The sequence below is a fragment of the Acidiferrobacter sp. genome (assembly GCF_054609335.1).
Genome location: NZ_JBTRWP010000035.1, coordinates 1 through 26,627, shown reverse-complemented (window position 1 = coordinate 26,627; position 26,627 = coordinate 1). Strand labels below are relative to the sequence as shown.

At 62.9% G+C, this 26,627-nt stretch carries 36 protein-coding genes and 1 pseudogene; 5 read left to right on the top strand and 32 right to left on the bottom strand.

The window, feature by feature from the left end:
* From ACYCTF_RS10235 to ACYCTF_RS10225, 3 genes and pseudogenes are all read right to left on the bottom strand, one after another.
* Window positions 1-258 (bottom strand): annotated as a pseudogene (locus tag ACYCTF_RS10235) (hypothetical protein); the annotation flags it as partial.
* 351 nt (window positions 259-609) lie between these two features.
* Window positions 610-1,005 (bottom strand): stringent starvation protein B, encoded by a 396-nt coding sequence (locus ACYCTF_RS10230; protein ID WP_461283788.1) that lies wholly within the window; start codon window positions 1,003-1,005, stop codon window positions 610-612.
* On the bottom strand, window positions 1,005-1,631 hold the full coding sequence (locus tag ACYCTF_RS10225) for a glutathione S-transferase N-terminal domain-containing protein (protein WP_461283789.1): 627 nt from the start codon (window positions 1,629-1,631) through the stop codon (window positions 1,005-1,007). The genes ACYCTF_RS10230 and ACYCTF_RS10225 overlap by 1 nt, the downstream gene beginning before the upstream one ends.
* Window positions 1,632-1,818: 187 nt before the next feature.
* On the opposite strand from ACYCTF_RS10225, the gene ACYCTF_RS10220 reads away from it, so the two are divergent.
* The 3 genes from ACYCTF_RS10220 (at window position 1,819) to ACYCTF_RS10210 (ending at window position 4,990) form a co-directional block, all read left to right on the top strand.
* Window positions 1,819-3,003 (top strand): S1C family serine protease, encoded by a 1,185-nt coding sequence (locus ACYCTF_RS10220; protein ID WP_461283790.1) that lies wholly within the window; start codon window positions 1,819-1,821, stop codon window positions 3,001-3,003.
* A gap of 197 nt (window positions 3,004-3,200) precedes the next feature.
* A complete protein-coding gene (locus tag ACYCTF_RS10215; protein WP_461283791.1) occupies window positions 3,201-3,527 on the top strand; it encodes a DMT family transporter in 327 nt (108 codons plus the stop codon).
* A gap of 1,094 nt (window positions 3,528-4,621) precedes the next feature.
* Window positions 4,622-4,990: a hypothetical protein gene (locus ACYCTF_RS10210; protein ID WP_461283792.1), complete on the top strand. Its 369-nt coding sequence runs from the start codon at window positions 4,622-4,624 to the stop codon at window positions 4,988-4,990.
* Window positions 4,991-5,062: 72 nt separating this feature from the next.
* On the opposite strand, the gene ACYCTF_RS10205 is transcribed toward ACYCTF_RS10210, so the two are convergent.
* The 26 genes from ACYCTF_RS10205 to ACYCTF_RS10080 form a co-directional block, all read right to left on the bottom strand.
* Window positions 5,063-5,632 carry an ISL3 family transposase gene (locus tag ACYCTF_RS10205; RefSeq protein ID WP_461284849.1) on the bottom strand — a complete coding sequence of 190 codons (570 nt, stop codon included), beginning with the start codon at window positions 5,630-5,632 and terminating at the stop codon, window positions 5,063-5,065.
* 186 nt (window positions 5,633-5,818) lie between these two features.
* On the bottom strand, window positions 5,819-6,298 hold the full coding sequence (locus ACYCTF_RS10200) for a hypothetical protein (RefSeq protein WP_461284848.1): 480 nt from the start codon (window positions 6,296-6,298) through the stop codon (window positions 5,819-5,821).
* Between the two features lie 31 nt (window positions 6,299-6,329).
* Window positions 6,330-7,541 (bottom strand): AAA family ATPase, encoded by a 1,212-nt coding sequence (locus tag ACYCTF_RS10195; RefSeq protein WP_461283794.1) that lies wholly within the window; start codon window positions 7,539-7,541, stop codon window positions 6,330-6,332.
* Between the two features lie 256 nt (window positions 7,542-7,797).
* Complete coding sequence (tatC, locus tag ACYCTF_RS10190) at window positions 7,798-8,658, bottom strand: twin-arginine translocase subunit TatC (protein WP_461283795.1); 861 nt, start codon at window positions 8,656-8,658, stop codon at window positions 7,798-7,800.
* Window positions 8,639-9,088 (bottom strand): Sec-independent protein translocase subunit TatA/TatB, encoded by a 450-nt coding sequence (locus ACYCTF_RS10185; RefSeq protein WP_461283796.1) that lies wholly within the window; start codon window positions 9,086-9,088, stop codon window positions 8,639-8,641. The genes tatC and ACYCTF_RS10185 overlap by 20 nt, the downstream gene beginning before the upstream one ends.
* Window positions 9,089-9,100: 12 nt before the next feature.
* Entirely contained in the window at window positions 9,101-9,373 is a 273-nt protein-coding gene (locus tag ACYCTF_RS10180) for a Sec-independent protein translocase subunit TatA (RefSeq protein WP_461283797.1), read from the bottom strand.
* Between the two features lie 9 nt (window positions 9,374-9,382).
* Window positions 9,383-9,718 (bottom strand): histidine triad nucleotide-binding protein, encoded by a 336-nt coding sequence (locus tag ACYCTF_RS10175; RefSeq protein WP_461283798.1) that lies wholly within the window; start codon window positions 9,716-9,718, stop codon window positions 9,383-9,385.
* A gap of 3 nt (window positions 9,719-9,721) precedes the next feature.
* Window positions 9,722-10,045 (bottom strand): phosphoribosyl-ATP diphosphatase, encoded by a 324-nt coding sequence (locus ACYCTF_RS10170; RefSeq protein WP_461283799.1) that lies wholly within the window; start codon window positions 10,043-10,045, stop codon window positions 9,722-9,724.
* Window positions 10,042-10,467, bottom strand: a complete 426-nt coding sequence (gene hisI, locus ACYCTF_RS10165; RefSeq protein WP_461283800.1) for a phosphoribosyl-AMP cyclohydrolase — start codon at window positions 10,465-10,467, stop codon at window positions 10,042-10,044. The genes ACYCTF_RS10170 and hisI overlap by 4 nt, the downstream gene beginning before the upstream one ends.
* Window positions 10,464-11,219, bottom strand: a complete 756-nt coding sequence (gene hisF, locus ACYCTF_RS10160; RefSeq protein ID WP_461283801.1) for an imidazole glycerol phosphate synthase subunit HisF — start codon at window positions 11,217-11,219, stop codon at window positions 10,464-10,466. The genes hisI and hisF overlap by 4 nt, the downstream gene beginning before the upstream one ends.
* Complete coding sequence (gene hisA, locus ACYCTF_RS10155; protein WP_461283802.1) at window positions 11,219-11,977, bottom strand: 1-(5-phosphoribosyl)-5-[(5-phosphoribosylamino)methylideneamino]imidazole-4-carboxamide isomerase; 759 nt, start codon at window positions 11,975-11,977, stop codon at window positions 11,219-11,221. The genes hisF and hisA overlap by 1 nt, the downstream gene beginning before the upstream one ends.
* Window positions 11,971-12,621, bottom strand: coding sequence for an imidazole glycerol phosphate synthase subunit HisH (hisH, locus tag ACYCTF_RS10150; protein WP_461283803.1), 651 nt, complete (start codon window positions 12,619-12,621; stop codon window positions 11,971-11,973). The genes hisA and hisH overlap by 7 nt, the downstream gene beginning before the upstream one ends.
* 6 nt (window positions 12,622-12,627) lie before the next feature.
* Complete coding sequence (gene hisB / locus ACYCTF_RS10145; protein ID WP_461283804.1) at window positions 12,628-13,215, bottom strand: imidazoleglycerol-phosphate dehydratase HisB; 588 nt, start codon at window positions 13,213-13,215, stop codon at window positions 12,628-12,630.
* A gap of 35 nt (window positions 13,216-13,250) precedes the next feature.
* Complete coding sequence (locus tag ACYCTF_RS10140; protein ID WP_461283805.1) at window positions 13,251-14,318, bottom strand: pyridoxal phosphate-dependent aminotransferase; 1,068 nt, start codon at window positions 14,316-14,318, stop codon at window positions 13,251-13,253.
* A complete protein-coding gene (gene hisD / locus ACYCTF_RS10135; protein WP_461283806.1) occupies window positions 14,311-15,609 on the bottom strand; it encodes a histidinol dehydrogenase in 1,299 nt (432 codons plus the stop codon). Before hisD ends, ACYCTF_RS10140 begins: the two co-directional genes overlap by 8 nt.
* The gene (gene hisG / locus ACYCTF_RS10130; RefSeq protein WP_461283807.1) at window positions 15,606-16,244 is read right to left on the bottom strand and encodes an ATP phosphoribosyltransferase; all 639 of its coding nucleotides are present in this window, start codon (window positions 16,242-16,244) and stop codon (window positions 15,606-15,608) included. Before hisG ends, hisD begins: the two co-directional genes overlap by 4 nt.
* A gap of 1 nt (window position 16,245) precedes the next feature.
* A complete protein-coding gene (gene murA, locus ACYCTF_RS10125) occupies window positions 16,246-17,541 on the bottom strand; it encodes a UDP-N-acetylglucosamine 1-carboxyvinyltransferase (protein WP_461283808.1) in 1,296 nt (431 codons plus the stop codon).
* A 76-nt stretch (window positions 17,542-17,617) separates the two neighbouring features.
* Window positions 17,618-17,932, bottom strand: a complete 315-nt coding sequence (gene grxD / locus ACYCTF_RS10120) for a Grx4 family monothiol glutaredoxin (RefSeq protein ID WP_461283809.1) — start codon at window positions 17,930-17,932, stop codon at window positions 17,618-17,620.
* A 32-nt stretch (window positions 17,933-17,964) separates the two neighbouring features.
* Window positions 17,965-18,183 (bottom strand): BolA family protein, encoded by a 219-nt coding sequence (locus tag ACYCTF_RS10115; RefSeq protein ID WP_461283810.1) that lies wholly within the window; start codon window positions 18,181-18,183, stop codon window positions 17,965-17,967.
* A 60-nt stretch (window positions 18,184-18,243) separates the two neighbouring features.
* Window positions 18,244-18,999 carry an ABC transporter permease gene (locus tag ACYCTF_RS10110; protein WP_461283811.1) on the bottom strand — a complete coding sequence of 252 codons (756 nt, stop codon included), beginning with the start codon at window positions 18,997-18,999 and terminating at the stop codon, window positions 18,244-18,246.
* Between the two features lie 160 nt (window positions 19,000-19,159).
* Window positions 19,160-20,107 carry an ABC transporter ATP-binding protein gene (locus ACYCTF_RS10105; RefSeq protein ID WP_461283812.1) on the bottom strand — a complete coding sequence of 316 codons (948 nt, stop codon included), beginning with the start codon at window positions 20,105-20,107 and terminating at the stop codon, window positions 19,160-19,162.
* Window positions 20,104-20,388, bottom strand: a complete 285-nt coding sequence (locus ACYCTF_RS10100; protein ID WP_461283813.1) for an STAS domain-containing protein — start codon at window positions 20,386-20,388, stop codon at window positions 20,104-20,106. Before ACYCTF_RS10100 ends, ACYCTF_RS10105 begins: the two co-directional genes overlap by 4 nt.
* 11 nt (window positions 20,389-20,399) lie before the next feature.
* Window positions 20,400-21,029: an MlaC/ttg2D family ABC transporter substrate-binding protein gene (locus tag ACYCTF_RS10095; protein ID WP_461283814.1), complete on the bottom strand. Its 630-nt coding sequence runs from the start codon at window positions 21,027-21,029 to the stop codon at window positions 20,400-20,402.
* Window positions 21,030-21,053: 24 nt separating this feature from the next.
* On the bottom strand, window positions 21,054-21,524 hold the full coding sequence (gene mlaD, locus ACYCTF_RS10090) for an outer membrane lipid asymmetry maintenance protein MlaD (RefSeq protein ID WP_461283815.1): 471 nt from the start codon (window positions 21,522-21,524) through the stop codon (window positions 21,054-21,056).
* 2 nt (window positions 21,525-21,526) lie between these two features.
* Entirely contained in the window at window positions 21,527-22,315 is a 789-nt protein-coding gene (mlaE, locus tag ACYCTF_RS10085; RefSeq protein WP_461283816.1) for a lipid asymmetry maintenance ABC transporter permease subunit MlaE, read from the bottom strand.
* Window positions 22,312-23,169, bottom strand: coding sequence for an ABC transporter ATP-binding protein (locus ACYCTF_RS10080; protein WP_461284847.1), 858 nt, complete (start codon window positions 23,167-23,169; stop codon window positions 22,312-22,314). The genes mlaE and ACYCTF_RS10080 overlap by 4 nt, the downstream gene beginning before the upstream one ends.
* Window positions 23,170-23,423: 254 nt before the next feature.
* Between ACYCTF_RS10080 and ACYCTF_RS10075 the strand changes: the two genes are divergently transcribed.
* Window positions 23,424-23,999 carry a hypothetical protein gene (locus tag ACYCTF_RS10075; RefSeq protein ID WP_461283818.1) on the top strand — a complete coding sequence of 192 codons (576 nt, stop codon included), beginning with the start codon at window positions 23,424-23,426 and terminating at the stop codon, window positions 23,997-23,999.
* Here the strand turns inward: ACYCTF_RS10075 and ACYCTF_RS10070 are convergent.
* On the bottom strand, window positions 23,996-24,676 hold the full coding sequence (locus ACYCTF_RS10070) for a hypothetical protein (RefSeq protein ID WP_461284846.1): 681 nt from the start codon (window positions 24,674-24,676) through the stop codon (window positions 23,996-23,998). The genes ACYCTF_RS10075 and ACYCTF_RS10070 overlap by 4 nt on opposite strands.
* 170 nt (window positions 24,677-24,846) lie before the next feature.
* Here ACYCTF_RS10070 and ACYCTF_RS10065 point away from each other — a divergent pair, with 170 nt between their 5' ends.
* Window positions 24,847-25,416 carry an outer membrane beta-barrel protein gene (locus tag ACYCTF_RS10065; RefSeq protein ID WP_461283820.1) on the top strand — a complete coding sequence of 190 codons (570 nt, stop codon included), beginning with the start codon at window positions 24,847-24,849 and terminating at the stop codon, window positions 25,414-25,416.
* Between the two features lie 195 nt (window positions 25,417-25,611).
* On the opposite strand, the gene ACYCTF_RS10060 is transcribed toward ACYCTF_RS10065, so the two are convergent.
* Complete coding sequence (locus tag ACYCTF_RS10060; protein ID WP_461283821.1) at window positions 25,612-26,136, bottom strand: GNAT family N-acetyltransferase; 525 nt, start codon at window positions 26,134-26,136, stop codon at window positions 25,612-25,614.
* A gap of 6 nt (window positions 26,137-26,142) precedes the next feature.
* Window positions 26,143-26,418, bottom strand: coding sequence for a type II toxin-antitoxin system TacA family antitoxin (locus ACYCTF_RS10055; protein WP_461283822.1), 276 nt, complete (start codon window positions 26,416-26,418; stop codon window positions 26,143-26,145).
* Window positions 26,419-26,627 lie beyond the last annotated feature (209 nt).

Here is a 26,627-nt window from a genome sequence, read left to right as displayed (position 1 = left end):
CGGCGTCTGCGGACTCAAGCCGTTATTGCTGTCGGACCCCGTGGTCGCAACGTAGTACGTCTGGCCCGTGCCGGCGCCCGGGGTATTCAGGGCAAGCCCCAGGGGGATAGTGCTGCCGGTGATGGGCACCGTTGGGACGGACACCCCCGCAAGGGCTGCGGCACTTGGGCCGCCCCAGCAGAATGCCGCCAGAACCAAGGCCGGCCAGAAACCCGCGTTTGCGGTCGAACGTGACGATCTGAATGGATAACGCGCCATAGAGTCGCATACCTCCCCACGGAAGAGTCCGATCGCGAACCACCCCGATTAGAAGGAAGATCGATCAGGAAGACTCGTGATGGCGCGCATACTGGCGGAAAGGGCGAGGGGCGAGAACCGTTTTCGGACATCCGCAGAGGGGCCAGGGACGAGCGGATGAGGCGTCACGTTTTTGGGCGATAATCGGTCGATGATTCGGGAATAAGCGAATGGATGAGGTCGCTGCGCCGTTCTTGCCCGTTGACCCCTATCGAGTGGCGGAAAGGGGTTTCTCGCTGGATCTCCCCCGCTGCCGGGTCCTTCTTCCGGCACCTCGCCGGACAGGCATACCGCCCCCCGAGGTGGTGAGGACTACTTCACACGCCGCAGCGCAGGTCCTTTGCGGCCGGTCCTAGCGTCGGAGGGAGGCGTGGTTGCAGGGGCCGGCGGCTCCGGGTCATCCTCCCCCTCGAAGGATAATCCCCGCCCGTTCTCGCGCGCATAGATCGCGAGCACCGCCAAGGTCGGCAGAGCCACCAGGAAGGGTTGGCCGCCGAATCGCGCCTGGAAACTCAGCACCTCGTCCTGAATCGAGAAGTCGCGAACCGCGCGCGGGTCGACATTCAACGTGATGCGTCCGTCTTCCACCCGGCCTAAGGGGACTTGCACGCCGGGTTTGGTGGCGTCGACCAGGATGAAGGGACTGAAACCGCCTTCAACGGCCCACTGATAGACCGCCCCTACGAGGTGCGTTCTAAGGGCTGCCATCAGCGCCGCATGTCCCTTTCGGCGTCCGTGAGGCTCAACCTGAAGGGCTTGCGAGCGAACAGTCTTTCGGCGTAATCGAGGATGGGCTTCGCCTGGCGTGGTAGTTCGATGTCGTAGTACGGCAGCCGCCAGAGGAGCGGGGCCAGCGCGCAGTCCGCGAGCGTAAACTCCTCGCCCAGTAAATAGGACTGGTCTTTGAAGAGCGGCGAAATGACCGTGAGGCCATCGCGGATGACGGTGCGTGCACGCTGAGCAACGCGCTTGTCTTCGCCCTGAAGTTCAGGGAACAGGTCATACCAATCGCGATTGAAGCGCCACAGCATCAAGCGCGCCCGACCCCGAGTAACGGGATCGACAGGCATGAGTGGCGGGTGTGGTAGCCGCTCATCGAGATACTCGATGATGATGTGCGACTCGTACAACACCAGATCGCGATCCACCATCGTGGGAACCTGGTTATAGGGGTTCACCTCCGCCAGCTCACGGGGCTTTTTCTTCAGATCGACATGAATGACCTGACACTCGACGTCCTTTTCGAGCAAGACGATGCGCGCTTTGTGACTGAAGGGGCAGGTGGTTCCGGAATAAAGCGTCATTATGGGTTTGCGGACGGCGGGAATAACCATGCTTATCTCCATGCCACGACTCACGTCAGGCCTACAGCCACAACATCGCCGGAAGGTCTCCGGCCCTCTCGAGCGGCTGTTATTGCGCCCCAGGATCGAGGCGTGCTTAACTTTTGGGCCACACGAGTCCTATAATTTTACTCCATAACGACAAGCCCGCCTAGGGCGCTACCGGCCCGGAGGCCTCATGTCTCTCTCGCACCGCCTCGTGATCCTCGTCCGTATCGTGACCGGGGGCCTTGCGCTCGCCTTTGTGATCCTGCTGTTCCAGCCGCAACTGATCGCGCATGGCCCTACGGTCGTGGTGCGCGAGGCGCCTCCGGCCAAATCCTCATCCCCGGGGCCGGTCTCCTATGTCTATGCGGTCAAGCAGGCCGCCCGCGCAGTGGTCAATATTAACACGGCCAAAGTGGTGGTGACGCACCCGCAGACCGCCCCCGAACTCCCATTCTACGAGCCCTTTGGGGGGCCGCGGCCACCGGAGAGCCGCAAGCGCGTGGAGACCAGCCTGGGCTCCGGTGTGATCATCAGCAAGGCCGGCTATATCCTGACCAACTACCATGTGATCCACGGCGCGGACGCAATCCGCGTATTCCTGAAAGACGGGCGCAGCGCCAACGCGCGAGTCGTCGGCGTTGACCCGGCGACCGATCTTGCCGTACTCAAGATCCATCTCCCGCGCCTGTCCGCCATAACCCTGGGGCACGCCTCCGATATCGCCGTGGGCGATGTCGTGCTCGCCATAGGCGACCCCTTCGGTATCGGGCAGACTGTCACCATGGGTATCGTGAGTGCCACGGGGCGTGACGAACTCGGCCTAAGCCCGATCGAAAACTTCATCCAAACGGATGCTGCCATCAATCCGGGTAACTCGGGCGGTGCACTCATCAACACCAACGGCGACCTGATCGGCATCGACAGCGCGATCTACACCCATAGCGGTGGGTATCAGGGAATCGGTTTCGCCATTCCAGTCAACTTGGCCCGACACGTGTTTCGGCAGATCGTCAAATACGGCCACGTGATCGAAGGCTGGATCGGGGTCGCAGGACAGACCCTAACGCCGGCGCTCGCACGAACGCTGAAGCTCCCCAAATCCCTGCGGGGCGTACTGGTCGCGGCTATCTACAATGACGGTCCCGCGGCCAAAGCCGGGGTACGAGCAGGCGACGTGCTCTACGCCATCAACGGCCAGCCACTGCGCTCGGCGAATCGGGCCCTTCTGAAGATCGCGGATACCAAGCCCGGCACACCCATCACCCTGGGTGTCATCCGTAACGGCCAGCGCCTCACCGTGCACATGGTCGTGGCCACGCGACCGCCCCTGAAGGCCGCGACATCACTCACGCAAGGGCCGCCTCCCACGCCATGACCAATAAGAGCGACTGAGGGAGACGGGACGGCGCCCTGGGTTCGGGACGACCGCGCGCCGGCATGAACGGCTGGGCGATGCCGGGGATCCCGAGCCCTCGGATTCGACGGTTTAACCATCCTTGCGGCATAGTGGGCAGGGCCACGACAGACTCCACCGGCCGCGGTCGCGGCCCACCTCCAAGGAAGTACACACCAATGCCCTGGCTCTATCTCGCGATCGCCATCATCTCCGAGGTCGTTGCGACATCCGCACTAAAGGCCGCGGACGGCTTCACGCAATGGCTACCCTCGACACTTGTCATCGTAGGCTATGGGTCGGCGTTTTATTTCCTTTCGCTGACGCTACGCACCATTCCCGTCGGCGTCGCCTATGCGGTCTGGTCAGGCACGGGCGTTGCCCTGATCTCGCTGATTGGGTGGGTCGTCTACCGCCAGTCACTGAACTTGGCTGCGCTCGGCGGCATCGCGCTCATTGTCGCAGGCGTGGTCGTGCTCAACATCTTCACCAAGACCACGCTATGAGGCCTCTACCCCCGATCGTACGGCGGCCCGCCCTAGAGGAGAATGCGAGAACGCGCTGACGTGGGGATGGTGATATCTTGCAGATTTAGCGTTATAGACTTTATAACCTGCTTATAAATAACAGATTTTCTGTATAATACAGAACATTATAGCTTTCAGTCTGATCAAGGTTTTGCGCGCATCGAGGGCCCCGGTGGCCGGATCAGAGCTTGCCGCCTCGCAGGGAATCAGTCACCCGACCCTCTGGCGCGCCGTGCGGGCCGCAGGCCCCCAAATCGCTTCGTGGAAAGAGGGACGTAGGCTTTGGCTTGCGGCCACGCGCCCGCCCGGGGTTATCCCTGTACGCCGCGTCGCCCCCGACGGGGAAATCATTGACCTACCCCCGCGCGCCCCTTGGCGAATGGTGGGACGCTTTGGATTGACTGGCGTGGCCACCTCCGAGTATTCGCCCGAAATAGCGGCCTTGCGTCCCGAGGGCTTCTTAGGGCGAGCGTTCGCCCGCCAGATAGCAACGACCTATGACGTGGCGGATAACCCGAACCACTGGAGCGACGACGAGGTCTTGCGGATTATGAGCGAACGGGGGGAAGACCTTTCCGGAGACCTTATCCTGGGAGAAGTGTCTTTGGCGCGCTGGTATCAAAGCTCGGCGAGACCCATCCCGGAGACAGACGGGTTAGCGGAGGCCTTTGAAGCCCGTGCGCGCGCGACCTTGGCAGGGGAGCTTCCAGGATCGTCGGCGGGGGGGAGCAGCCGAAATTCACGGCGACCCTGCAAACGACTGATGGCGCGCTCTATTCTGTATTGGTGAAGTTCGCGCCCCGAGGAAGCGCGCCCATCGCCTCCCGTTTAAGCGACCTCCTGGCAGCCGAAGCTATCGCCCTCGCCGTCTTGCAGAAAGCGGGGCTACCGGCCGTCGTCCCGCGGATCATCGACGGACCGGACCGACGCTTCCTCGTCTCCCCGCGCTACGATCGCGTAGGCGCCACGGGGCGACAAGGCGTCTTGCCTTTAGGAGCGCTGGATGACGAATATTTTGGGCAACGGAGAACCCCTTGGACGGCTGCCGCCGCACGTCTCGTCGCGGCGCGCGTATGTTGCCACCACAAGACGCCGCACACCTACGACAGGCCGACGCCTTCGGGGCCATAACGGCCAACACGGACCGCCACTACGGCAACGTGAACCTCTGGCGCCCCATCTCCTCGGGCGATACGTTCCGGCTAGCCCCCCTCTACGACATGGCGCCCATGGCTTACGCACCTATAGGCGGAGAACTACGGGCTCAGGTGGCCAAGACCCCCACCACCCTACCCGGCCTCAGCGGGGCCGAGCGTGCCTTAGCGAAGGAATGGGCCCTCAGCTTCTGGGCGGATTGCACCAAATCCCCGCTTATATCCCCCGCATTCCAGACGATTGCGGCGGCGCATATCGCCCAGCTGTCCGGATCGCCAGCGGTTTGAGGGCGGCCGCCGCGGGTCGCAACCGAACGCAGGGTTAATTTTTGGTGCCAAGATCCAATACCGTGAGCGCTTTCATTCTCTCCCAAGAATCCAACTATATCCGGATCTCCCCACCGCTAAAACCCTCAGAATCCCTAGCTTCATAGTGCTTTCCTCAGCCCTCACAGCGTACGCAAATCGGGAGGAATGTGCGCAGGGATATCGAGGTCTCCGATCGTACATAAGGAAGATAAGGTTAGCGAAGGGCTCCAAACCGCGGAATCCGGAAGGCCGGTTCTTCACGATCTTCTGCAGGCGGTTGATGCCTTCGCCCACGGCATTGGTGAGCAGGCGTTCAATGAAGGAGAGGATGTTATCGAAGTGATTACGCACGGTGGTCACAAACCTCTTGAGAGAGGGTAAACGGCTTCTTAAGGCCGCCGTCATCCAGCGCCGCAAGAACTGTTTGGCCGCACCGGGATACGTGAAGTGCCAGACGCGCTCGAACTCATTCTTCAGTACCCGGCCATGCGGCCGGCAATGCCAGGCGCGATGGATGCGCCGGTTGAAAGTGCAGAGCGCGTTTAAGAAGCGCGACTGTTTCTTTGAGCGATTGCGCGCCTGCATCCCGAGCATCCCACGTAAGCCCTTTAATCGCCTGATGCCCCCGCTTATCTAATCCCCGCCACTCCTTTTCCGGACGGCTGACAAGCGCCTCGTTCAAGGCCTTCACCGCGGGTGCGGTCGATCACTAGGGTGGCATTCGGGCAGTGGTGTTAAATGGCCCCGGTAGTGGCGCAGCCGGCACCGTGACGCGAGAGGAGCTCCGGCCAGACATTTTGGCCTCCCTCAACTCCGCGCGGCTGAACGCAAAAGCCCGAGCAGGCCGTCGATGGCAGGCTCCCGGCCTCGGCTTGCCTCGAGGACCGGAGTCGTAAACAACGCGGCGTGTCTCTTTATGTCCGCCGGGTCGCCTATGATCGCCCGCCATTGTCGCTTGAGGGATTCGGCGTCACCCACGGGGACGTGCCCGAGAATACGCAGCAGAAGCGCCTCTAGGCAAGGCTCGGACTTCAGGACCACTATTTTCTTTTTGCGGGCGGTCGCGGCGACGGCGGGCGACCAATCCGTGTCCGTATCCAACAAGGCGGCTATCTTGTCATAGCGTTGGTTGGCCGCCTGCCTCGCCGTCCAGTCGATGACGTGCCGGGCCCCTTTCCCGCGGGCGTTCCCTACGGTCACCATCAAGCCGCATCCGCGAGAGACGTAGAGCGCCTTCACATGCCGCAAAAAACGCTCCTCATCGTGGCCCTCGCCAACTATGAGCAAAGTGCGCCTTACAGCCCAGCGATCCCTGGGATCAGCCATCGAAGCGCGGCACGCCGCCAAAGGCGCCGGCCATATATTTCGCGTAGAAATTGTCGTCGCTGCGTATGCCCGCCACCTTATCGAGGCGGATCGCGAGGCTTTCGCACTCCTCATTCTTCTCGACCACCATGGCCTGCGCCTTATTGAGAAGCGTGAGCACTTCCGGACTATGGCAGGTAAACAAGATCTGCGCGCCCAACCGATTGGTTTGCGGATTCGCGAAGAGGCCCAGAATCGGCTCCACCATATGCGGGTGGAGATCGTTTTCCAGTTCATCGATAACAGCCAGCCCGCCCATGGTGAGGGCCTCTAGGACGCGAGCCAACAGCACAAAGGCGGCTTGCGTGCCGCTCGATTCGAACGCGAAGGGCAACTCAAAGAGAGTGGCCCCGCTTCTATGGCGACCGTAGGGCACCCAGATCTTTTGTGCCGGGTCCTGGGCGTTTCCGGCCGACATCTCGCGCAAGTCGACATCGGCGAGACCCAGGTCCCAGGCCGAGAGCAAGGCACTCATCCAGCCTCGCTGTTCGGGACGCAGCAAGAAGTGCTGGGCGGCCTCAAGGACAGCGGCCTCACCCATCGGCACGCGGCCCAATACGTTGATATTCGTGACGACATACGGCGCGGCCATGCGCCGCGCGAGCGGGACATCGAATTGCGCGGCCCAAGCGATCAGAGAGACATTTCGGCGCACCTTACGCGCCTCCTGGGCGGCCAAACCGAAATCCTGCTGCTTCACCCGATAACTGTCCGTTTGCGGGTCCCAGTCACGCACGAAGACATAACGGAAACGCTCACCCTTTTGGTAGAGCGCCTCATGGAGAACCTTCTCTTCCGTGCAGCGCAAGACATAACGCCAGTGCGACCCATCGAAATCCAGCAGACACTCAAATTCCGTGGGATCTGTCTTACTCGCAAAATGCGGGATGACGGGAATGCGGGCATCCGCAGTCTGAGCAAATGACTGGCTGACGAACCAGCCCAGAAAGGCCATGGGCTTCAGGAGCGCAGTCTTGCCGCCACCGTTGGGCCCGATCACGGCCAGGACCTTCGAAACCCGGCCCCCTGCTAGGTCCGCCATCCAATCCGTGAGCGCAACCTTATGCGTCAATGTCAGGTCGACATCGACGCGATCGCGAAACGATTGAAAATTGGAGAATCCGTAACGATGCAGCATAGCCGAGCAATAAGTCCCATAATCCACAAGATTTCGTTTATTATGGGCACACACTTGAGAATAGTCTACAGACGGTGGCCCACCGGACGCCTTGAACGGACATGCGCCTCATCGCAGCCCCCGAAGAGCGCAGGCCATCCCTTCCCAAAAATCCGGATCGGCGCTCGTGGCTCCAAGCCTTATCGCGGCGGCCCCTAAGAGATTTTCGAGAGGCGCGCAGCGTCCCGGAGCAGCCGGGCATCCGCGCGTTGACGCAGATCTCGGTTGCCTCCCGAAAGATCGCTTAGTCGCCGGTCGGCGGCTTAGGCGGACGGCGGCGCCGGGCGCGACGACGCGGCCGGGGCTTGGGTGCGGCCTCCGCGGCCGGCTCCACGGCGGCGGCAGGAGGCACCTCCATAAGATCAACCGACGAGGACCGCGGCCGCACCCGATAGGCCACGAGCAGGCCCGCCTCAAACAGGCCCCACATGGCAAGCGCCAGAGTGGTCTGGGAAAAGGCATCGGGCGGGGTGATGATGGCGGCGATAATGAAGGCCCCGAGGATCACGTAACGGCGCTTGGCCGACAAAGTCTCGGGCCGCAGCACTCCCATGAGGACCAGTAGCACAATAGCGACCGGCACCTCGAAGGCGAGCCCGAAAGCGAAGAAGAGCGTCAGCACAAAGCTCAGGTAGTGATTGATGTCCGTCATGACACGCACGCCCGCAGGCGCGGCGTGGGCGAAGAAGCCAAAGGTCAGCGGAAAGATCACGAAATACGCAAAGGCCATGCCCAGATAAAAAAGCAGGGTGCTCGATATGAGCAGGGGCGTGACGAGGCGGCGCTCGCGTTGGTAGAGACCTGGTGCGACAAATGCCCACATTTGATAAAGGATGAACGGGATGGAGAGAGCGAGTGCGGTCGCGAACGTGAGCTTGAGCGGCGCCATGAAGGTCGACGGGAGATTGGTCGCGATCATCGCCCCATTCTTCGGAAGCACCGAGGTCAAAGGACGTGCCAGCAGGCGGTAAAGCGTGTTGTCGAACGGGAAGAGGCCCACGAACAACACCAAGACCACGATCAGGGACCGTAAAAGCCGGGACCGGAGCTCGAGGAGATGTTCGATGAAGCTCGCTTCGGCGCTCTCAGACGCCCTGGCCGCCATCACCCTTCCCTAACTTGCTTGGATCCACACCCGTCGTGCGTGCCGCGGCCCGACGTCGCCCACGGCGGCGCCGTCTCCTGGCGGGAGTCGCCGCCTGGGGCGGTCGGCGCGGGATATCGGGAGAGGCGGCAAGCTCAGGCGGCTCCCGGTCAGGACTCTCGTCGCCCAGCACCTCCTGCCAGTCGCGCGGCACCGAGTCATGAAGCAGAGCCTTGGTGCGCTGCCATTCCTCGTTCAGCTCACGCAACGGCGCCAGATGCTCAGTTCCGACCTGGCCATCGAGGTCTTGCTTCATCTTTGCCACAAAGTTGCGGGCGCGCGCCACCCAGCGTCCGGCGCCACGCGCGACATCGGGTAGGTGACGAGGATCCAACACGATAACGGCGACGACAGCGATGATCAGGAGTTCTGAGAAACTGAAATCGAACATCGGCCCCCAGGCCTAGCCCTTACGAACCCGTGTGGCGTCCGCGGCCTTGGATCCGCCGACGGGATTCACCTGCCCTTCTATGATGCGCCCGCGGTCGTCGCCCGAGGAAGGAGTAGGCGCGGCCTCCTCAGCCTTGTCGCCCGCCGACTCCTCCTTCATCGCACTCCGGAAGCTCTTGATGGCGCCCCCGAGATCGCTGCCGATATTGCGGACCTTGCTCGTACCAAACAGCACGAGCACGACCGCCAGAATGATCAAAAGGTGCCAGATACTGAATAAATCCATAGCCGCCTCCTAGAAACCGGGCAATCGACCGCCGCCCAGCACATGGATATGCAGATGGGGAATTTCCTGGCCGCCGCCAGGCCCCGTGTTGATAATCGTCCGAAAGCCATCGGTAAGCCCGCCCCGGCGCGCCACCTCGGGAAGAACAGAGACCGCGTGCGCCATAAGCTCGGCGTGCTCGGGCCCCACCTCGTTCAGACTGGAGATATGCTCCCGCGGTATGACCAACAGATGAACCGGGGCCTTGGGATACTTGTCGGCGATCACGATGAGGCGCTCGTCCTCATAAAGTCGCGGGGCCGGGATTTGGTTTCCGACAATCTGGCAGAAAATGCATTGCGACATCAGCTAGCCCTCGTGGCGGCGCGCCTTTTCCTCGATACCGGACCGCCCCATGCGCCCCTTAAGTTCCGCCAGGATCTGCTCGGGGCCAATATCCAGGAAGGCCAGCATGACCAAGCAATGGAACCAGAGGTCGGCGGTCTCATGGATCAACGCCTTGGGGTCGCCCCCCTTGGCGGCGATCACGGTCTCGACGGCCTCCTCTCCGACCTTCTTCAGGATGCCGTCCAGGCCCTTATGGTAGAGCGAGGCCACATAAGAGACCTTGGGATCGGCGCTTGCGCGCGCCTTAAGCGTGGCATAGAGCTCGGCCAATAGCTCGTCGCTCATTCTACCCCCGATCCAGGCTTTGCGCTGCCCGCCTTTCCATAAATCTCCTGAGCGGCCTTTAATACCGGGTCAGCCGCAACGAAGGCCGCCCCACGCAGAGGTGAAAAGAAACAGCTTTCGCGCCCGGTATGGCAGGCGATACCCCCGACCTGCTCGACCTGCAAAAGCAAGGTGTCGCCATCACAATCCAGGCGAACCTCCTGTAGACGCTGGACGTGGCCCGATTCTTCCCCTTTACGCCACAATCGTCCGCGAGACCTCGACCAATAAACGGCCCGGCCCTCGGCCAGGCTCAAGGCCAGGGACTCGGCATTCATCCAGGCGAGCATGAGCACGCGCCCGCTCTTCGCATCCTGGGCGATGGCCGGCACGAGCCCGTCGTCCGACCATTTGACTTGAGACAGCCAGGCGGGCTCGGTCATAAACGGACCTCGATGCCACGATCGGCCATGTAGCGCTTGGCCGCACCTACGGTGAACTCCCCGAAATGGAAGATGCTCGCCGCAAGCACGGCATCGGCATGGCCTTCGAGGACGCCATCGGCCAAATGCGCGAGCGTGCCGACCCCGCCGGAGGCTATGACCGGCACCGTCACCGCCTCAGCCACCGCGCGCGTGAGGGGCAAATCGAAACCGTCGCGCGTGCCGTCGCGATCCATACTCGTAAGCAGGATCTCGCCCGCGCCGAATGCGCTCATGCGCGCCGCCCATTCCGCGACATCGAGGCCCGTCGCGCGGCGACCACCGTGCGTGAACACCTCCCAGTGGCCGTTGACGGCCTTGGCGTCGATCGCCACTACCAGGCACTGCGCGCCGAAGTGATCGGCGGCCTCTTTGATGAAGTCCGGGCGCTGGACAGCCGCGGAATTGATACTGACCTTGTCGGCCCCGGCGTTCAATAGCCGCCGTATGTCGGCGATCTCGCGGACGCCGCCGCCTACGGTCAGGGGGATGAAGACCTGTGAGGCGATCGCCTCGACCACGGAGACCATGGTGTCGCGCCCCTCGTGACTGGCGCTGATGTCGAGGAAGGTGATCTCGTCGGCGCCATCAGCATCATAATGGCGGGCCACCGACACAGGGTCGCCGGCGTCGCGGATCTCCTGAAAACGCACCCCCTTGACCACGCGTCCGCAATCGACGTCGAGGCATGGGATGACCCGCTTGGCGAGCATCAGACCAAGGCGCCGCTGCCCGACCGGTCCAGCTCGTCGGCCAGGCGCTGGGCCTCGCGCAGAATCAACTTCCCCTCATACAGAGCACGACCTGTGATCGCCCCCTGCACGCCGGCATCGGCGATGGAGCAAAGCTTGCGGATATCCTCAAGGTTAGCGATACCGCCGGAGGCGATGACCGGGATCGAAACCGCTTTGGCAAGCTTGTGTGTGTCCTCGATATTGACGCCGTGCATCATGCCGTCACGCCCGATATCGGTGTAAATGACAGCCTCTACGCCGTCGTCCTGATAGCGATGCACGAGATCGATGACATCGTGCCCGGAAAGCTTCGACCAGCCATCGGTCGCCACCTTGCCTTCGCGAGCGTCAAGACCGACGAGGATGTGTCCGGGAAATTCGGCGCACATGTCGCCCACGAAATGCGGCATGTTCACGGCCTTGGTGCCCAGGATGACATAACGCACGCCCGCGTCCAGATAGGTCTGGATGGTCTCCTCGGTGCGGATCCCGCCACCCACCTGGATCGTGACATCGGGGTAACTCTGCGCAATCTCGTGGATCACCCGGGCATTCACGGGCTCGCCTGCAAACGCGCCGTTTAGGTCCACGACATGGATGCGCTTAGCCCCTTCGTCGACCCAGCGGCCGGCAAGCTCCACCGGGTCATCGGAAAACACCGTCTCGTCGTCCATCCGACCCTGCCGCAACCGGACGCAACGACCGTCTTTCAGGTCAATCGCTGGAATGATTAGCATCTCTCGGTCAACCCGTCCCAGGCCATAAAATTCTGAAGTAGGCGCAGTCCTGCGCGCTGGCTCTTCTCCGGATGGAATTGTACAGCGAAGATGTTTCCATAGGCCACGGCCGATGTAAAGCGGGCCCCATAATCCGTGACCCCGACCGTCTCGGCAGCATCCGCAGCGTCAGCGTAATAGCTGTGCACAAAGTAAAATCGCTCCTCATCGGCGATACCCTCCCACAACGGATGGGTCTGCGTCTGGCGAACCTGGTTCCAGCCCATATGGGGCACCTTCAGGCGCGCGCCCGTGGCGTCAACGGGTGCCGTGAAGAGCCGAACGCTCCCTGCAAGAAGGCCGAGCCCTGCGACGCCCCCCCCTTCCTCGCTCCGTTCGTAGAGGGCCTGTAAGCCCAGGCAGATGCCGAGAAACGGGCGCTCGCGCGCGGCCCACATCACCGCGTAGCGTAACTCTTCGCACATGAGGGCCTGCATGCACCCCCTGATAGCGCCCTGGCCCGGGAAGACCACGCGGTCGGCCGCAGCGATAGTGCGCGCATCCGTTGCCACAACCACGCGGGCCTTGGGGGCAACGTGCTCCAAGGCCTTCGCGACCGAGCGCAGGTTCCCCATACCGTAATCTAACACTGCAACAGTGGACATAGCCGACTAGAGGCTACCCTTGGTGGACGGAATCTGTGCGGCCGCACGCGCGTCGGGCGCAAGGGCCATGCGCAGCGCGCGCCCGAAGGCCTTGAACAGGGTCTCTGCGACATGATGCGCGTTGTGGCCAGCCAAGACATCGACATGGACGGTCACTTGCGCGTGATTCACAAAGCCGCGCAGAAACTCCTCGATCAAATCGACATCGAAATCGTTGATGTGCGCACGCGGGAAGGTGGCGCGATAAAAAAGCCCAGGGCGGCCGGACAGATCCACGACCACGCGCGTCAAGGCCTCATCCAGAGGCACATAGGCGTGGCCATAGCGGGTAAGCCCCGCCTTATTGCCCATCGCCTTGTGCAGGGCCTGGCCCAGGGTGATGCCCACGTCTTCCACCGTGTGGTGAGCGTCCACCGCCAAATCGCCACTGGCCTCGATCGTGAGGTCCATGAGCCCGTGGCGAGCCACCTGATCGAGCATGTGTTCGAAAAAAGGAAGGCCCGTCTTCAGCCGCGCGACACCGCTGCCGTCGATCGCCAGGGTCACTGCGATATCGGTCTCCAAAGTCTTCCTAACGACGCTCGCCGTCCGCACAACCGCTCCTCTCTCTGGGCTAGAGTCCAGACAGCCTACAAGGCCTGAGCCAAGGCCGCAAGGAAGGCGGTATTTTCCGCCGGGGTCCCGACCGTAACGCGCAGACAGCCACGCAAGGCGCCCCCGGCGCCGGCCAGGTTCTTGATCAGAATGCCGGCCTCTTGGAGACGGCCATGGATGCGCTCGGCGTCGTCGACCACGGGTGGGCGAAAGAGCAGGAAGTTGGCCTCGCTCGGCCACACCGTAAGCTGCGCCCGCAAGGCCTCATAAAGGCGCCCACGCTCAGCGCGCACGCGTGCCGCCTGGTCGGCAAATACATCCGCGTAATCAAGGGCGAATTCTATGCTCGCGGCCGTCACCGAACTCACGTTATAGGGCAGGCGCACCTTGTCGAATTCGGCAATCCAACGGCGATCGGCGGCAAGCCATCCGAACCGCAAGCCCGCGAGACCCTGTTTCGACAAGGTCCGCACCACCATAAGCCGGGGCGCGTCGGCCAGGGCGCCCATGAAGCTTGCCTGGGCGAAGGGGTGATAGGCCTCGTCCACCACCACGATGGCATCTTCGACCTCGACTAGCGCGCGGATATCGCCCTCTGGATAGAGGGTGCCCGTGGGGTTATTCGGGTAGGCCAGAAACAAGAGCGCTGGGGCATGCCGAACCAACGCCGCCTTCAAGGCCGCGACATCGAGACTGAAGTCCGCCTTGAGTGGCACGCCGACGAAGCGCCGCCCCAGAATGGAGGCGATCTGCTCGTACATGACGAAGGTCGGCGTAGGCGCTATCACCGTAACCTCGGGGGCCATGGCAAGCAAGATATTCTGCAAAATCTCGTCCGAGCCGTTGCCGAGGATGACGCCGGTGTTGGCGGCAAGCCCCGCGTCCCGGGCCAGCCGCGCCTTCACACGCTCGTAGTGATCGGACGACGGATAGCGGTTCAGGGCGACGTCGCGCAAGGCGCACAGCCAGCGGTCGCGTAACTCGATCGGCAGCCGATAGGGACTCTCCATGGCGTCAAGCTTGATCGGAAACGCGCCCGGTGGGACATGGTAGGCGCGGCGCTTGCGCACGCCTTGGGCTATGAAACGCTCGACATCAGTCATTCATGCGGCACTCGGCGGAAAGGGCGTGCGCGGTGAGACCTTCCCCGCGCGCCAATACCGACGCGGTCCTGCCAAGCGTGGCGGCACCCTCGGGCGTACAGATCACGATGCTCGTTCTTTTCTGAAAATCATAAACACCCAAAGGTGAACTGAAACGCGCAGTCCCAGAGGTCGGCAGCACATGGTTTGGACCCGCGCAATAATCCCCCAGGGACTCTGCCGTATAGCGGCCGACGAAGATCGCGCCCGCGTGCCGCACTCGGTCGAGCATCGCCTCGGCGCCGTCGAACGACAGCTCAAGATGTTCGGGGGCCACTTCATTCACGAGGTCCAGGGCCTCGTCGAGGTCTTGGACCTCGATCAGCGCCCCATGTCCGGCGAGCGCCGCCTCGATAATGGCACGCCGCTCCATGCCCGGCAGCAGCCGCTCGATCTCCGCCGCCACCGCGTCCAGGAATGCCGCATCCGGGGCGAACAGAAGGGCTTGCGCACCCTCGTCATGCTCGGCCTGCGCGAACAGGTCATAGGCGATCCACGTGGGATTGGTGCGACCATCGCAGATGATCGCCACCTCGGAAGGTCCGGCGATCATGTCGATCGCAACGCGCCCGTAGACCAGACGCTTGGCAGCCGCCACATAGGCGTTTCCGGGGCCCACGATCTTGTCGACGCGCGGCACGGTCGCGGTCCCGTAAGCCAGTGCCGCGACCGCCTGCGCACCGCCCGCCAGGAACACGCGGTCGACCCCCGCGACGTAGGCGGCGGCAAGCACGAGCGGCGGCGGCTCAGCCGGGGCCGGCGCCATCATGATGAGTTCGGTGACGCCCGCGATACGCGCGGGGATGGCGTTCATCAAGACCGACGAAGGATAGGCGGCCTTGCCGCCCGGCACATAAAGGCCCACCCGATCGAGCGGCGTCACCTTCTGGCCAAGCTGCGAACCCAGGGCATCCTGCTCCATATGGGGGGCGAGGACCTGATGCTCATGGAAGGCGCGGATGCGCGCGGCGGCCTCGGTCAGCGCCTCCTGCTGGGCGCGCGGCAGCCCCTCGAAGGCCGCGCGCAGAAGCGGCGTGGGGACCTCCAAATCGGCCACCGAACGGGCGACACGCTTATCGAGGCGCTCGGTCCACATGAGCAACGCCGCGTCCCCGCGCAGGCGGACATCCTCCACGATATCGCGGGCCACGGCCTCAGCCTTGCGCGAATCGTCCTCGCTGCGCTGAAGGAGCGCCTGAAACGCCGCGCTAAAGCCGTGATCCCCACTGCGCAGTCGCGCGATCCGACTCATATCTCCCGCTCCCCCGCCAGAGCGGCGATGACAGGCTTGAGGGCCTCGTATTTCGTCTTCATCGCCGCCCGGTTCGCCACAAGCCAGGCGCTCACGTCGAGGACGTGCTCCACCGCCTTCAGACCGTTGGCAGCCAGCGTACGCCCGCTGCTCACGAGATCCACGATACGATCCGCGAGCCCCACGAGGGGTGCGAGCTCCATGGAGCCGTACAGATGAATGATGTCGGCCTGAATGCCCTGAGCCGCGAAATAGCGCTCGGTGATCTTCACGTATTTGGTTGCGACCCGCAGGCGCGTCCAGGTGCGCCCGGTGCCACCGGCATCGCCATGAACGGGCTCAGCCACCATGAGCCGGCAGCTTGCAATACCGAGATCGGCGAGTTCATAGAGCCCATCGCCGCCGTCCTCCAAGAGGACATCCTTGCCGGCGATACCGAGATCGGCGGCCCCATAGCGGACGTAGGTCGGCACGTCCGCGGCGCGGATCACGACCAGCCGGACATTCGGAACGTTGGTGCCGACGATGAGCCGCCGGGTCTTGGCCAGATCTTCCTCAGGCACGATCCCGGCGCGTTCGAGCAAAGGGATACTCTCCTCGAGGATGCGCCCCTTGGATAAGGCAAGTGTCACCATGTCAGGCCGTCTGCCGGTTCGTCCAGTCGCCGAGCTGCGAACCTGGTATCCGCCGGATGCGCGCGCCGAGTTGGGCGAGCTTTTCCTCGATACATTCGTAGCCGCGATCGATATGGTAGATGCGATCGATGAGCGTCTCGGAGCGCGCCACGAGGCCCGCGAGCACGAGACTTGCCGAGGCCCGCAGGTCGGTAGCCATCACCGGCGCGCCATGCAAGGCCTTCACGCCGCGCACCACGGCCATATTGCCTTCCATGCTGATATCCGCCCCCATCCTCTGGAGTTCGTGCACGTGCATGAAACGGTTTTCGAAAACCGTCTCGACCACCGTGCCGGTCCCCGAGGCGATGGCGTTCAAGACCACGAACTGGGCCTGCATATCGGTGGGAAAGGCCGGATAAGGCGCAGTGCGGAGGTTCACGGCGCGCAACTCGCGCCCCTCCATGGACAGACGCACGAAGTCCGGGCCCACCTCGATCGCGGCCCCCGCCTCCCGCAGCTTGTCCAAGACCGCCTCAAGGAACGCGGGCCTGGCGCAACGCAGCTTGACCGAACCACCGGTCATGGCCGCAGCGACCAAGTAGGTACCCGTCTCTATGCGGTCTGGAATGATATCGTGCTGGGCCCCGTGGAGTTCGTCCACACCCTCTATCGTGAGGATTGCGCTGCCTGCACCGCTTACGCGGGCGCCCATCCGATTCAGGCAGTCGGCCAGATCGATGATCTCGGGTTCGCGCGCGGCGTTCTCGATGACCGTAGTCCCCTGCGCCAAGGTCGCCGCCATCAGCAGGTTTTCCGTGCCCGTGACCGACACCGCGTCCATAAAGATGTGGGCGCCCTTCAGGCGCTTGGTGCGCGCCCGGATGTAGCCATCCTCGATGGTGATCTCGGCGCCCATCGCCTGCAGGCCCTTGATATGGAGATTGACCGGGCGCGAACCGATCGCGCAGCCCCCTGGCATGGAGACCTCGGCCTCCCCAAAGCGCGCCAGAAGCGGGCCCAACACCAGAATGGAGGCACGCATGGTACGGACCAAATCGTAAGGGGCACGTAGCGTGTGGATGCCGGAGGCGTCGGCCTCTATGGTCATGTGTTCGTCGACCACGAGCCGCACGCCCATGCGGCCCAAAAGCTCCATGGTCGTCGTGATGTCCTGGAGGTGCGGGACGTTGCCGATGCGCAGGGGCTCTTTGGTCAAGAGCGAGGCCACGAGCACAGGAAGGGCGGCATTCTTGGCGCCCGAGATACGAATCTCGCCGCGCAAGGGCACACCCCCATTGACTATGAGCTTATCCACGGTCGCGCCGCCCCCTTTTTTATAAAAAATAAGGCCGCCGGCCGGGCGGCCTTATTACTGTCTTCCGCAGGATCGCTCAACTCCCCGCGCCTGCCAGGAGCTTTTGCAATTCGCCCTTCTCGTAAAGCTCGGACATGATGTCGGAGCCACCGACGAACTCGCCGCGGACATAAAGTTGCGGGATGGTCGGCCAATTGGAGTAGCGCTTGATACCATCGCGGATCTCCGGATCGGCCAGCACGTCGACGCCCTTGAACTGCGCCCCGCAGGACTTGAGGATCTGCACCGATTTGCCGGAAAAGCCGCACTGGGGAAACTGGGGCGTGCCCTTCATGTAGAGGACAACATCATTCTCCGTCACCTGCTGACGTATGCGTTCTTCAATACTCATCTATTCTATCTCCCAATAAGCGACGCCGGCCTTCAAGGCAGTTCCGTTTTGATCGACAAGGCGTGGATCTGCTCACGCATCCGGTCGCCCAAAGTCCCGTACACGAGCTGATGCTGCTGAATCCGGCTCTTGCCCTGAAAGGCTTGCGAAACCACGATCGCTTCGAAATGATGGCCGTCGCCGCTCACGCGCGCCTGCGCGCCCGGCAGCCCGGCCTCTATGAGGTCTTTGATCTGTTGTGGCGTAATCATGTCTGGCACCGATCCCATCTAACCCTTAAGGATACCCGTCTCCGCGGCCGTGGGAAAGGGCTAGTTCCGCAAGCGGTAGCCCCGGCCGACCAACGCCATGGCCAGGGCGGAGACGCCGACACAAAACGCCGCCACGAAGGCCAGGCTCAAGTCCGGAGACACATCGGATGTCCCGAAGAAGCCGTAACGGAAACCGTCGATCATGTAGAGCAGCGGATTCAACCGCGAAACGGTCTGCCAAAAGGGTGGAAGATCGCGCAGGGAGTAGAAGACCCCGCTTAAAAACGAGAGTGGCACGACCACGAAGTTCTGAAAGCCGGCCAGCTGGTCGAAGCGTTCCGCCCAGATCCCGGCAATGACACCCAGGGCACCGAGGCCTGCGCTCCCCAAAAAACCAAAAAGCAGGAGGAAGACCGGATGCTGGATCGGCAGCGGCACGAAAAAGATCGCCGCCACATACACGCCGACCGCAACGCAGAACGCACGCACGATCGAGGCCCCCACGAACGCTAAGAAAAACTCGACGGCCGACAAGGGCGACAAGAGGATAAAGATCAGATTACCCGTGATCTTGGACTGAATCAGACTCGACGAGCTATTGGCAAACGCGTTCTGGATCATGGACATCATCATGAGGCCCGGAATCAGGAAGGCCACATAAGGGACGCCCGGGAGGATATCGGAGCGCCCCTTGAAGGTGCTCGCAAACACCAGCAGATAGAGGAGCGCAGTCACGACCGGCGCGAATATGGTCTGGAAGGCGACCTTGTAAAAGCGCAGTAACTCCTTATATAACAAGGTATTGAAGCCTTTCATGGGCATCTTCCGAAGGGGCGTTGGAAAGGCCTTGCGTACAGGTCGCGGCCCGCGCACGACCACGCGGCGCGCACGCCCGGGGGCCGCATCGAAACCGCCCCGATCGGACATGTCGATGCCTGCCAAGGGTCTGACGTCTTGCTGCCTGCGCTGCTCATGATCATCGCGAACCGGTCGACACCCGCCCCTGGGTCAACTCCAAAAAGACCTCTTCGAGGCTTGCCTGCTCGGTCGCGATGTCAGTCACAACATGGCCCGCCGCACGCAAGGCCTCCAGGACCTCGGGGATGGAGTCGGTCCCTTGCTTTAGGGCAAACTCCAGGATATTGCCGGTCCGCTTGCGCAATTTCGACTCCAGGCGTGGCGGCAGCGAGGCCGCAGGCTCCGCGGTCGTCACGCGCAGCGTCTTTGAGATCGCGCGGCGCAACAAGGCCTCTTTACTATCCAGGGCGGCGATTCGGCCATCGCGCATGATGGCGATACGCTCGCACAAGGCCTCGGCCTCCTCAAGGTAATGTGTGGTGAGGATAATGGTGTGACCCTCTTCGTGGAGCCGTCGCACGAACACCCAGAGAGACGCCCGCAGCTCGACATCGACCCCTGCGGTCGGCTCGTCCAGAATGACAACCGGCGGCCTATGCACGAGCGCCTGGGCGATCAAGACGCGCCGCTTCATGCCCCCCGAGAGCGCGCGCATATTGGCGTCACCCTTATCGGTCAGCATGAGCGTATGCAAGAGCTCCTCGCGCCAGGCCTTGTTGTCGCGCCCCCCGAGCCCAAAATAACCGGCCTGGAGGGCGAGCACCTCGCGCACCGAGAAAAACGGATCGAAGACGATCTCCTGGGGCACGACCCCAAGCGAGCGACGCGCCTCACGGTAGTCTGCGATCACGTCGTGACCACAGACCGCGGCGCGCCCCTCGTCCGGGCGGGTGAGCCCGGCCAGAATATTGATGAGGGTGGATTTTCCCGCGCCATTGGGCCCAAGCAGACCGAAAAACTCGCCCGGCCGGACCTCGAGATCGATCCCGCGCAGCGCGTGCACCTGTGCGAAGCGCTTGTTTAGGCCCGCCACCTCGATGGCCGGGGCGCTGCCCACCGCCCTCACGCCGCCTCGACTAACAGCGCCTCGAGTCCGGTGACCCGGATCAGGGCCCGCAGCCGCTCAGGGGCCTCGGCTATGACAAGCCGAAAGCCCGCCTCGCGGGCGCGGCGCTCCCACTCGATAAGCAAGGCCAGGGCCACCGAGTCGGCGCGTTCGAGGTCACCAAGCTCGATGGTCGCGCACCCGTTGGCCGGGGCGATATCCGCCGACCAGAGCTCGGGAGGCATCGGCGTCGCGAAATCGACCGCGCCCTCCAGGCGATAATGCCCGGGTTCGCGCACCACAAGGCGAGGCATCAAGGGGGCGTGCCGTTTGCGCGCTTCATATCGGCGATCAAGGCGTTTAGGCCGTGCTCGCGGATCTTGTGCCCGTAGACAGAGCGATAGTTCGTGACGAGACTCACCCCGTCTATGGTGACATCGTAGACCTTCCAGCCGGCCTTCTTCTGCACGAACATGTAATCGAGTGGGATATTGGCACTGCCGTCATTCTGCACGATCACACTCTTGACGACGGCATGCCGGCTATGGGGGTCATGCCGATAGGGCAGATACGAAATCCGCTGCCCGGAGTAGCTCAATAGCGCCGTCGCGTAGGTCCGCACCAGGAGGTCACGGAACTGCGTCGTGAAGGCCGCGCGCTGCGCGGGCGTTGCCGTGCGCCAGTTGAGCGCAAGCACCCAGCGCGACATGCGGTGGAAGTCGAAATACGGCACGATCCGCTGGTCGACCATGGCGTATAAGGCCGCCTTATCGTGCTCGTAGGTCGCGTGCTTGGTCTCGATGAGGTGCAGTATCTGATTCGTCTTTTGCTGGACGATGATGTTCGGCGGCGTCGACGGCGCGATCGCCGCCGCGACCCACATGGGCATCAACAGAAAACCCAGCAACGCGAGGGCGCCTACATAACGTCTCATCGATCTCATTCTTTCCTCTCCTCAGGGTGCGCTCTAGCTATGGCCCGAGGAATGCCCGGCCTTGCTGTAGAGCAACTGGCTTATGATCTTTTCGAGGATAATCGCCGACTGTGTTATCCGAATCTTACCACCGTTCTTCAGATCTTGGCGGCTGCCGCCCGGGCTCAAACTCACGAATTGCTCGCCCAAGAGTCCGGCTGTCTGTATCGACGCGCTCGAGTCGCGCGGGAAGCGGTACTTCTTCAGGATGTCGAGGGTCACGACCGCGCGGTACGTGACCGGATCGACCGTGATGCGCGCCACACGCCCTATGCGCACGCCGGCGACCGTAACGGGGGCCTTGGGCTTCAAGCTTCCTATGTCGTTGAAGTCAGCGGTGACTGCATAGGTCTCGCCGGCGTTCAGAACCTGAATATTGCCGACCTTGAGCGCCAGCATGGCCAGGGCCAAGAGGCCTGCCACCACAAACAGGCCGACCGTGAACTCCATACCTTTCGCCTGCATAGTCAAAGTCCTCGTAACATGAATGCGGTCATGATGAAGTCGAGCGCCAGGATCGCGAGCGACGAACTCACCACCGTGCGTGTCGTGGCGCGGCTCACGCCCTCCGACGTCGGCTTGGCGTCGTAACCCTCGAAGACCGCGATCCAGCTTACGACAAAGCCGAACACGACGCTTTTCACAAGGCCGCCCATGATATCGTTCGTCACGCTGACGCCGCTTTGCATCTGCGACCAGAATACCCCGCCATCCAGACCAAGATCGCCCACTGCGACCACATAGGCGCCGATGATGCCGACCGCGCTGAAGATCATGGCGAGCAAGGGGACCGCGATCCAACCCGCCCAGAACCGCGGGGCCACGACCCGCGGCAGGGGATCGACCGCCATCATTTCCATGCCATCGAGCTGTTCGGTGGCTTTCATGAGACCAATCTCGGCGGTGAGCGCCGAACCCGCACGTCCGGCGAAGAGCAGCGCGCTCAGAACCGGTCCGAGCTCACGGGTCAGCGACAAGGCGACGAGCAGGCCGAGCGACGATTGGGCGTCATAGCGCACCAGCGTGTTATAGCCCTGCAAGGCCAGGATCATGCCCACGAAGGCCCCCGACACGAGCACGATGACGAGCGTCAGCACACCCGTCATATAGAGCTGCTGGACGATAAGCCGTACGCGCGCAAGCGCCACGCCCAGGGCCGGCGCCAAGCGCACCAAAAAGAGCGTAGCCCGCCCAAGGCGCCCGACCCCGCCGATCACGCGTCGCCCGAGCCCGCTGATACCGAGATCCCAGCTCACGGTCGCTCCCTGGTCATGAGGTCATCGAGATATCCGGGCGCGGGATAGTGGAAGGCCACGGGGCCATCCGGAAGACCCGCCATGAACTGTCGGACCTCGGGGGCGTCGGTCTTCTGCATATCGGCCGAGGTCCCTTGGGCGATGACGCGGCCATCGCCTAAAAGGTAGATGTAGTCCGCAATACCGCAGGCCTCGACAACATCGTGGGTGACGACGATCGACGTCATACCAAGCGCGTCGTTCAGCTCGCGTATGAGCTTGACGATGACACCCATGGAGATCGGGTCCAGGCCTGCAAACGGCTCATCGTACATGACCATCATGGGATCGAGGGCGATAGCGCGCGCGAGCGCCACGCGCCTCGCCATACCGCCGGAGAGCTCAGCGGGAAACAGATGGCGCGCGCCCCGCAGGCCGACCAGCTCGAGCTTCATCAACACCAGGTGATGAATCAGGGATTCCGGGAGGCGCGTGTGCTCGCGCATCGGAAACGCGACATTCTCGAAGACATCGAGGTCCGTAAGCAGGGCGTTCGATTGAAACAACATGCCCATGCGGCGGCGCAAGCCAAAGAGCGCTTTGCGCGACAGGGCCCCGACGACTTCGCCCGCAACCGCAACCGAACCACGGTCGGGGATGAGTCGGCCGCCTATAAGACTCAGGAGCGTCGTCTTGCCGGTCCCGCTACCGCCCATGATGGCAGTCACGCTCCCCCGCTCGACTGTGAGATTCAGATCTCGGAAGATCGGACGACCATCACGCGCAAACGCAAGATCGCGCACCGTCACCAGGGGGTCGGTACTCTTCGGTCGGTCCACGGCTGTCCTTGACGTCGTTATTGTCTCTTTTAGCATTATGTCCCTATGTGCAATGCCCGAGGGCAAGGCGCATGGCGCCGGACGCCGAAGCCATCGGCGCGCAGGCCGGCTGCACGCGCATCGTCTTCCGGGCCGACGCAAGGATGCCATACCAGGGCCGTCCCGCAAAATCCGGCAAGCGCTGCGTGGACGCGCTCACCGATAATCGGCGACCGACGGCCTGCCTCCTTGGGCAAAGCCCGCCCTCTCCCCTATAATCCGGGCGACCTCACCAGGCCTCAGGGGGCGCCGTGAATCACGTCTATCGTTCGACCGCACTTGCCGTACTTGCCACCCTTGCGCTTACCACGCAAGCCGCCTTCGCCGAAGATGCCCTGATCCTGACCATGGGCGCGACCCATCTCGCCCACACGCATCAGATGGTGGCGGGCGGCGACAGCAGCTTGAGCCAGAGCGCCAATAGCGTCTACGACATCGCCTGGGAGCAGCGCCACTACAACGGCATCGCCTACGGCGGCGAGCTCCTGCTCTCCAACAATACGATCGCCAACGCCTCCGGAAACGGCAACGTCGCCTCGCGAACTTTCATGTTGACCCTGAAAAAATACCATCGGCCAACGGCCCACGTGTACCCCTACATCGGCGCCGGCGTCGGTCTCATGGACACCGAGGTGACTGGCGTCAACGGCGGAACGGGCATAGGCCCCGCAGTCGAGGTCGACGGCGGGGTCGAGTTCGCGTGGGCGCACAGCATCGGCTTCTATACGGAGTTGCGCGGCATCTACGCCCCGGGCGGGGTTATCTATGGCACGCGTGTGAATATGTCGGGCGTGGGCATCTATGGCGGTGTGAGCCTGCTCTTCTAAGATCCGGCCAGCAGCCCCTTGATCAACAGGGCCTCGTCGACCCCCGTGAGCGCACTGGCCGCCTCCTGAAAAAAGAGCGCCGCCCCCGCGGGGGCCGAAACGCTACAAAGCTCCCGCAAGGCCGCGGCCAGGGCCCGCCGGTCGATCCGATCGACAAGGCTCAGGGCAAAGGGTCCCGCAGGAGGTCGTCCCACAGCCGGGCGGCCGCAGAGACCCACCCCCAGACCCGCAAGCTCCGCCTTGCACGCCTCCGAGCACGCCCGCAGATCCACAGTCACGGGCAATCGCCGCGCGAGCGCACCAAGCGCCGCCGCGTGCGCCGGCCTCAAGCGCGACAGACGCACGAGACAGGCGGCCACGAGCGGCTGCGGCCAATCCTCCCTTTCCGCTAAGGACGCGAGAGCCGTCTCTGGCAGCTCCAGAACCAGCCGGAAATCGGGCGGCGCCTCCTCGGCCAAGGCCGGGAGCCTAGCGAGATCCGCGCCCCACGAGCGGGCCGGCAGGAGAAGCGCCGGATAGCGGTGGCTGTAAAACAAAAAGCGCCACTCGGACGGCAAGTCCGGGGGATAGAAGCGCCCCTGCCAACACGTGTGCGTATAGCCGCGCGCGCCAATGAGCATCGAGGGGGTGGTCATGGTCATGACCGCATAGTAGCGGCCTGCACCACGGGTCGCCATAACCCAAGCCACGATGCGCGCCCCGACCGGCCATCGGCCACACCTATCCGTTCAAAAAAAACCGGCCTGGGTCTTTGCGGAATATCAAACGCCACCGCCCAAGACCTCCCTACGCTCGCCGCGCAGTTTGCAAGCACACAATAAACGAGACAAAGAGAGGAGACTGCAACATGTCCATACCGAAAAATATCAAGAGAATAGTGGCGACCACCGCCCTTTTGGCCCTGCCGCTAACAGCCGTGGCCGCAACACCCTGGTATGTGGGGGCCACCGCCGGACTCGGCAATATGTCGGGCTACAGCCATCCGCTCGACTTCACGGTCTTCGGCGGCTACAACCTTCCCGTACACCTGGGACGCGGGACGCTGGCCGTTGAAGCAGGCTATGACCACCTCGGCACCTTCAACGAGAACGGTCTACCCGCTGGAGAAAGCGCTTCATTAAGGATGCACGCCCTTGAGGCCTCAGCCGTCTACTCGTGGCCGATCGCACGCGCCTTCAGTGTCTATGGACGCGCTGGTCTTGCTGCGTGGTATGCGTCGGCGACCGCCAGCGTGACATCGGGCGGCGTTACCTACACCGGTTCCAGCTCCGGCAACGGCGTTGACCCCTTGCTCGGCGTGGGCGTGGCTTATGCCGTCATGCCCAACCTTGCGATCCGCGGCGAATTCCGCACCATCACCAGCACCTCGGGCGGCAGCATCGATCTCTTCGATGCCGGCGCAGTATTCAGCTTCTAAAAACCAACAAGCCAACTCTCCATCTTGAGGCCGCCTTAAAGGCGGCTTTTTTACGTCAGATAGGGTGCATTCGCCAGGTAATGAGCGATTGCTCGCGGCAAGGATGCCGATGACTTGGCATCACCCGCACAGATTAAAGTTGCGGCCCACGGCCGACTGGTCGTCGACCCCATGAGCCCGCTTCATGGCGCCGGTTTACGAACGTGCCTTTGAAGGCGAGCGCAACGCTTCAGCCATGGTACTGAGTGGCAGGACAAGTTTCAGGGGGTCGTCCAACAAAGGGAGCGCCCCGAAACGTTCATACCAAGCAGCCGCGGCCTCGTCTTTGGCATCAATCGCAAGCGCCACGCCCCCGACTTCTGCTGCCACCGCGAGCGCGCGTTCGCCCGCCGCGAGCAGCAATTCCCCCCCGAGCCCTTGGCGTTGGGCGGCGAGGTCCACAGCAAGGCGGCCCAAACGGAACACGGGTACCTCATAGCGCCCAAGCTGGCGCGTGAGCTCAGCGGGAACATGGGCAAACGCGATAGCGCCGGGGCTTATCGTGTAATAGCCAAGAATGCGGTTGGGTTGGTCGGGCGATATGGCCACGAAGGTCTTGGCCCCACCGGATGCGTGGTTCTGGCGGGCGTAACGGTCCAAGTAGACATTGAGCGCAATGACGCCACAATCGAAACCCTTGCGGTCGTGTCGGTGCTCGATAGCCTCTTCACGCCAATCCACACCCAGTCACTTTCGAGCAGCGCGGCGCTGGGCGGCCACTCGAAGCGCAGCGGTCGGCTCAGGAGGGCGCTCCAGGAGCTCCAGCACGCGCAGACTGTCACGCTCGCTAAGCGCAATACGCTCAGCGCGGTCAACAGCGTCGCGAGCGGCCGGCAAGACGGCGCGCATGATAAAGCTTGTCACGTCCAGCCGTTCATAGGCGGCGGCTGTCGCTAGAAGCCGTTTTTCTTCCTTGGTGGTCCGCAATTCAATCCGGTCCTCCCGAGCTGCAGTCGTTGCCATAAGATCCCTCCAGCACCTTTGTGTCTGTACGTATAGTACCCGTACACGCGAGCTGATATCAACCCACCTCCCGATTCATCCCGCGCGCCACCCAAGAGCATGGCGACGATCAGTTTCGGTTCACCCCCACACGCGTGGGGAACAACTGTCGCCCAATACCCCACCCGCACCTGTACCGGACAGGGAGAAAGCGCTTCATTAACGATGTA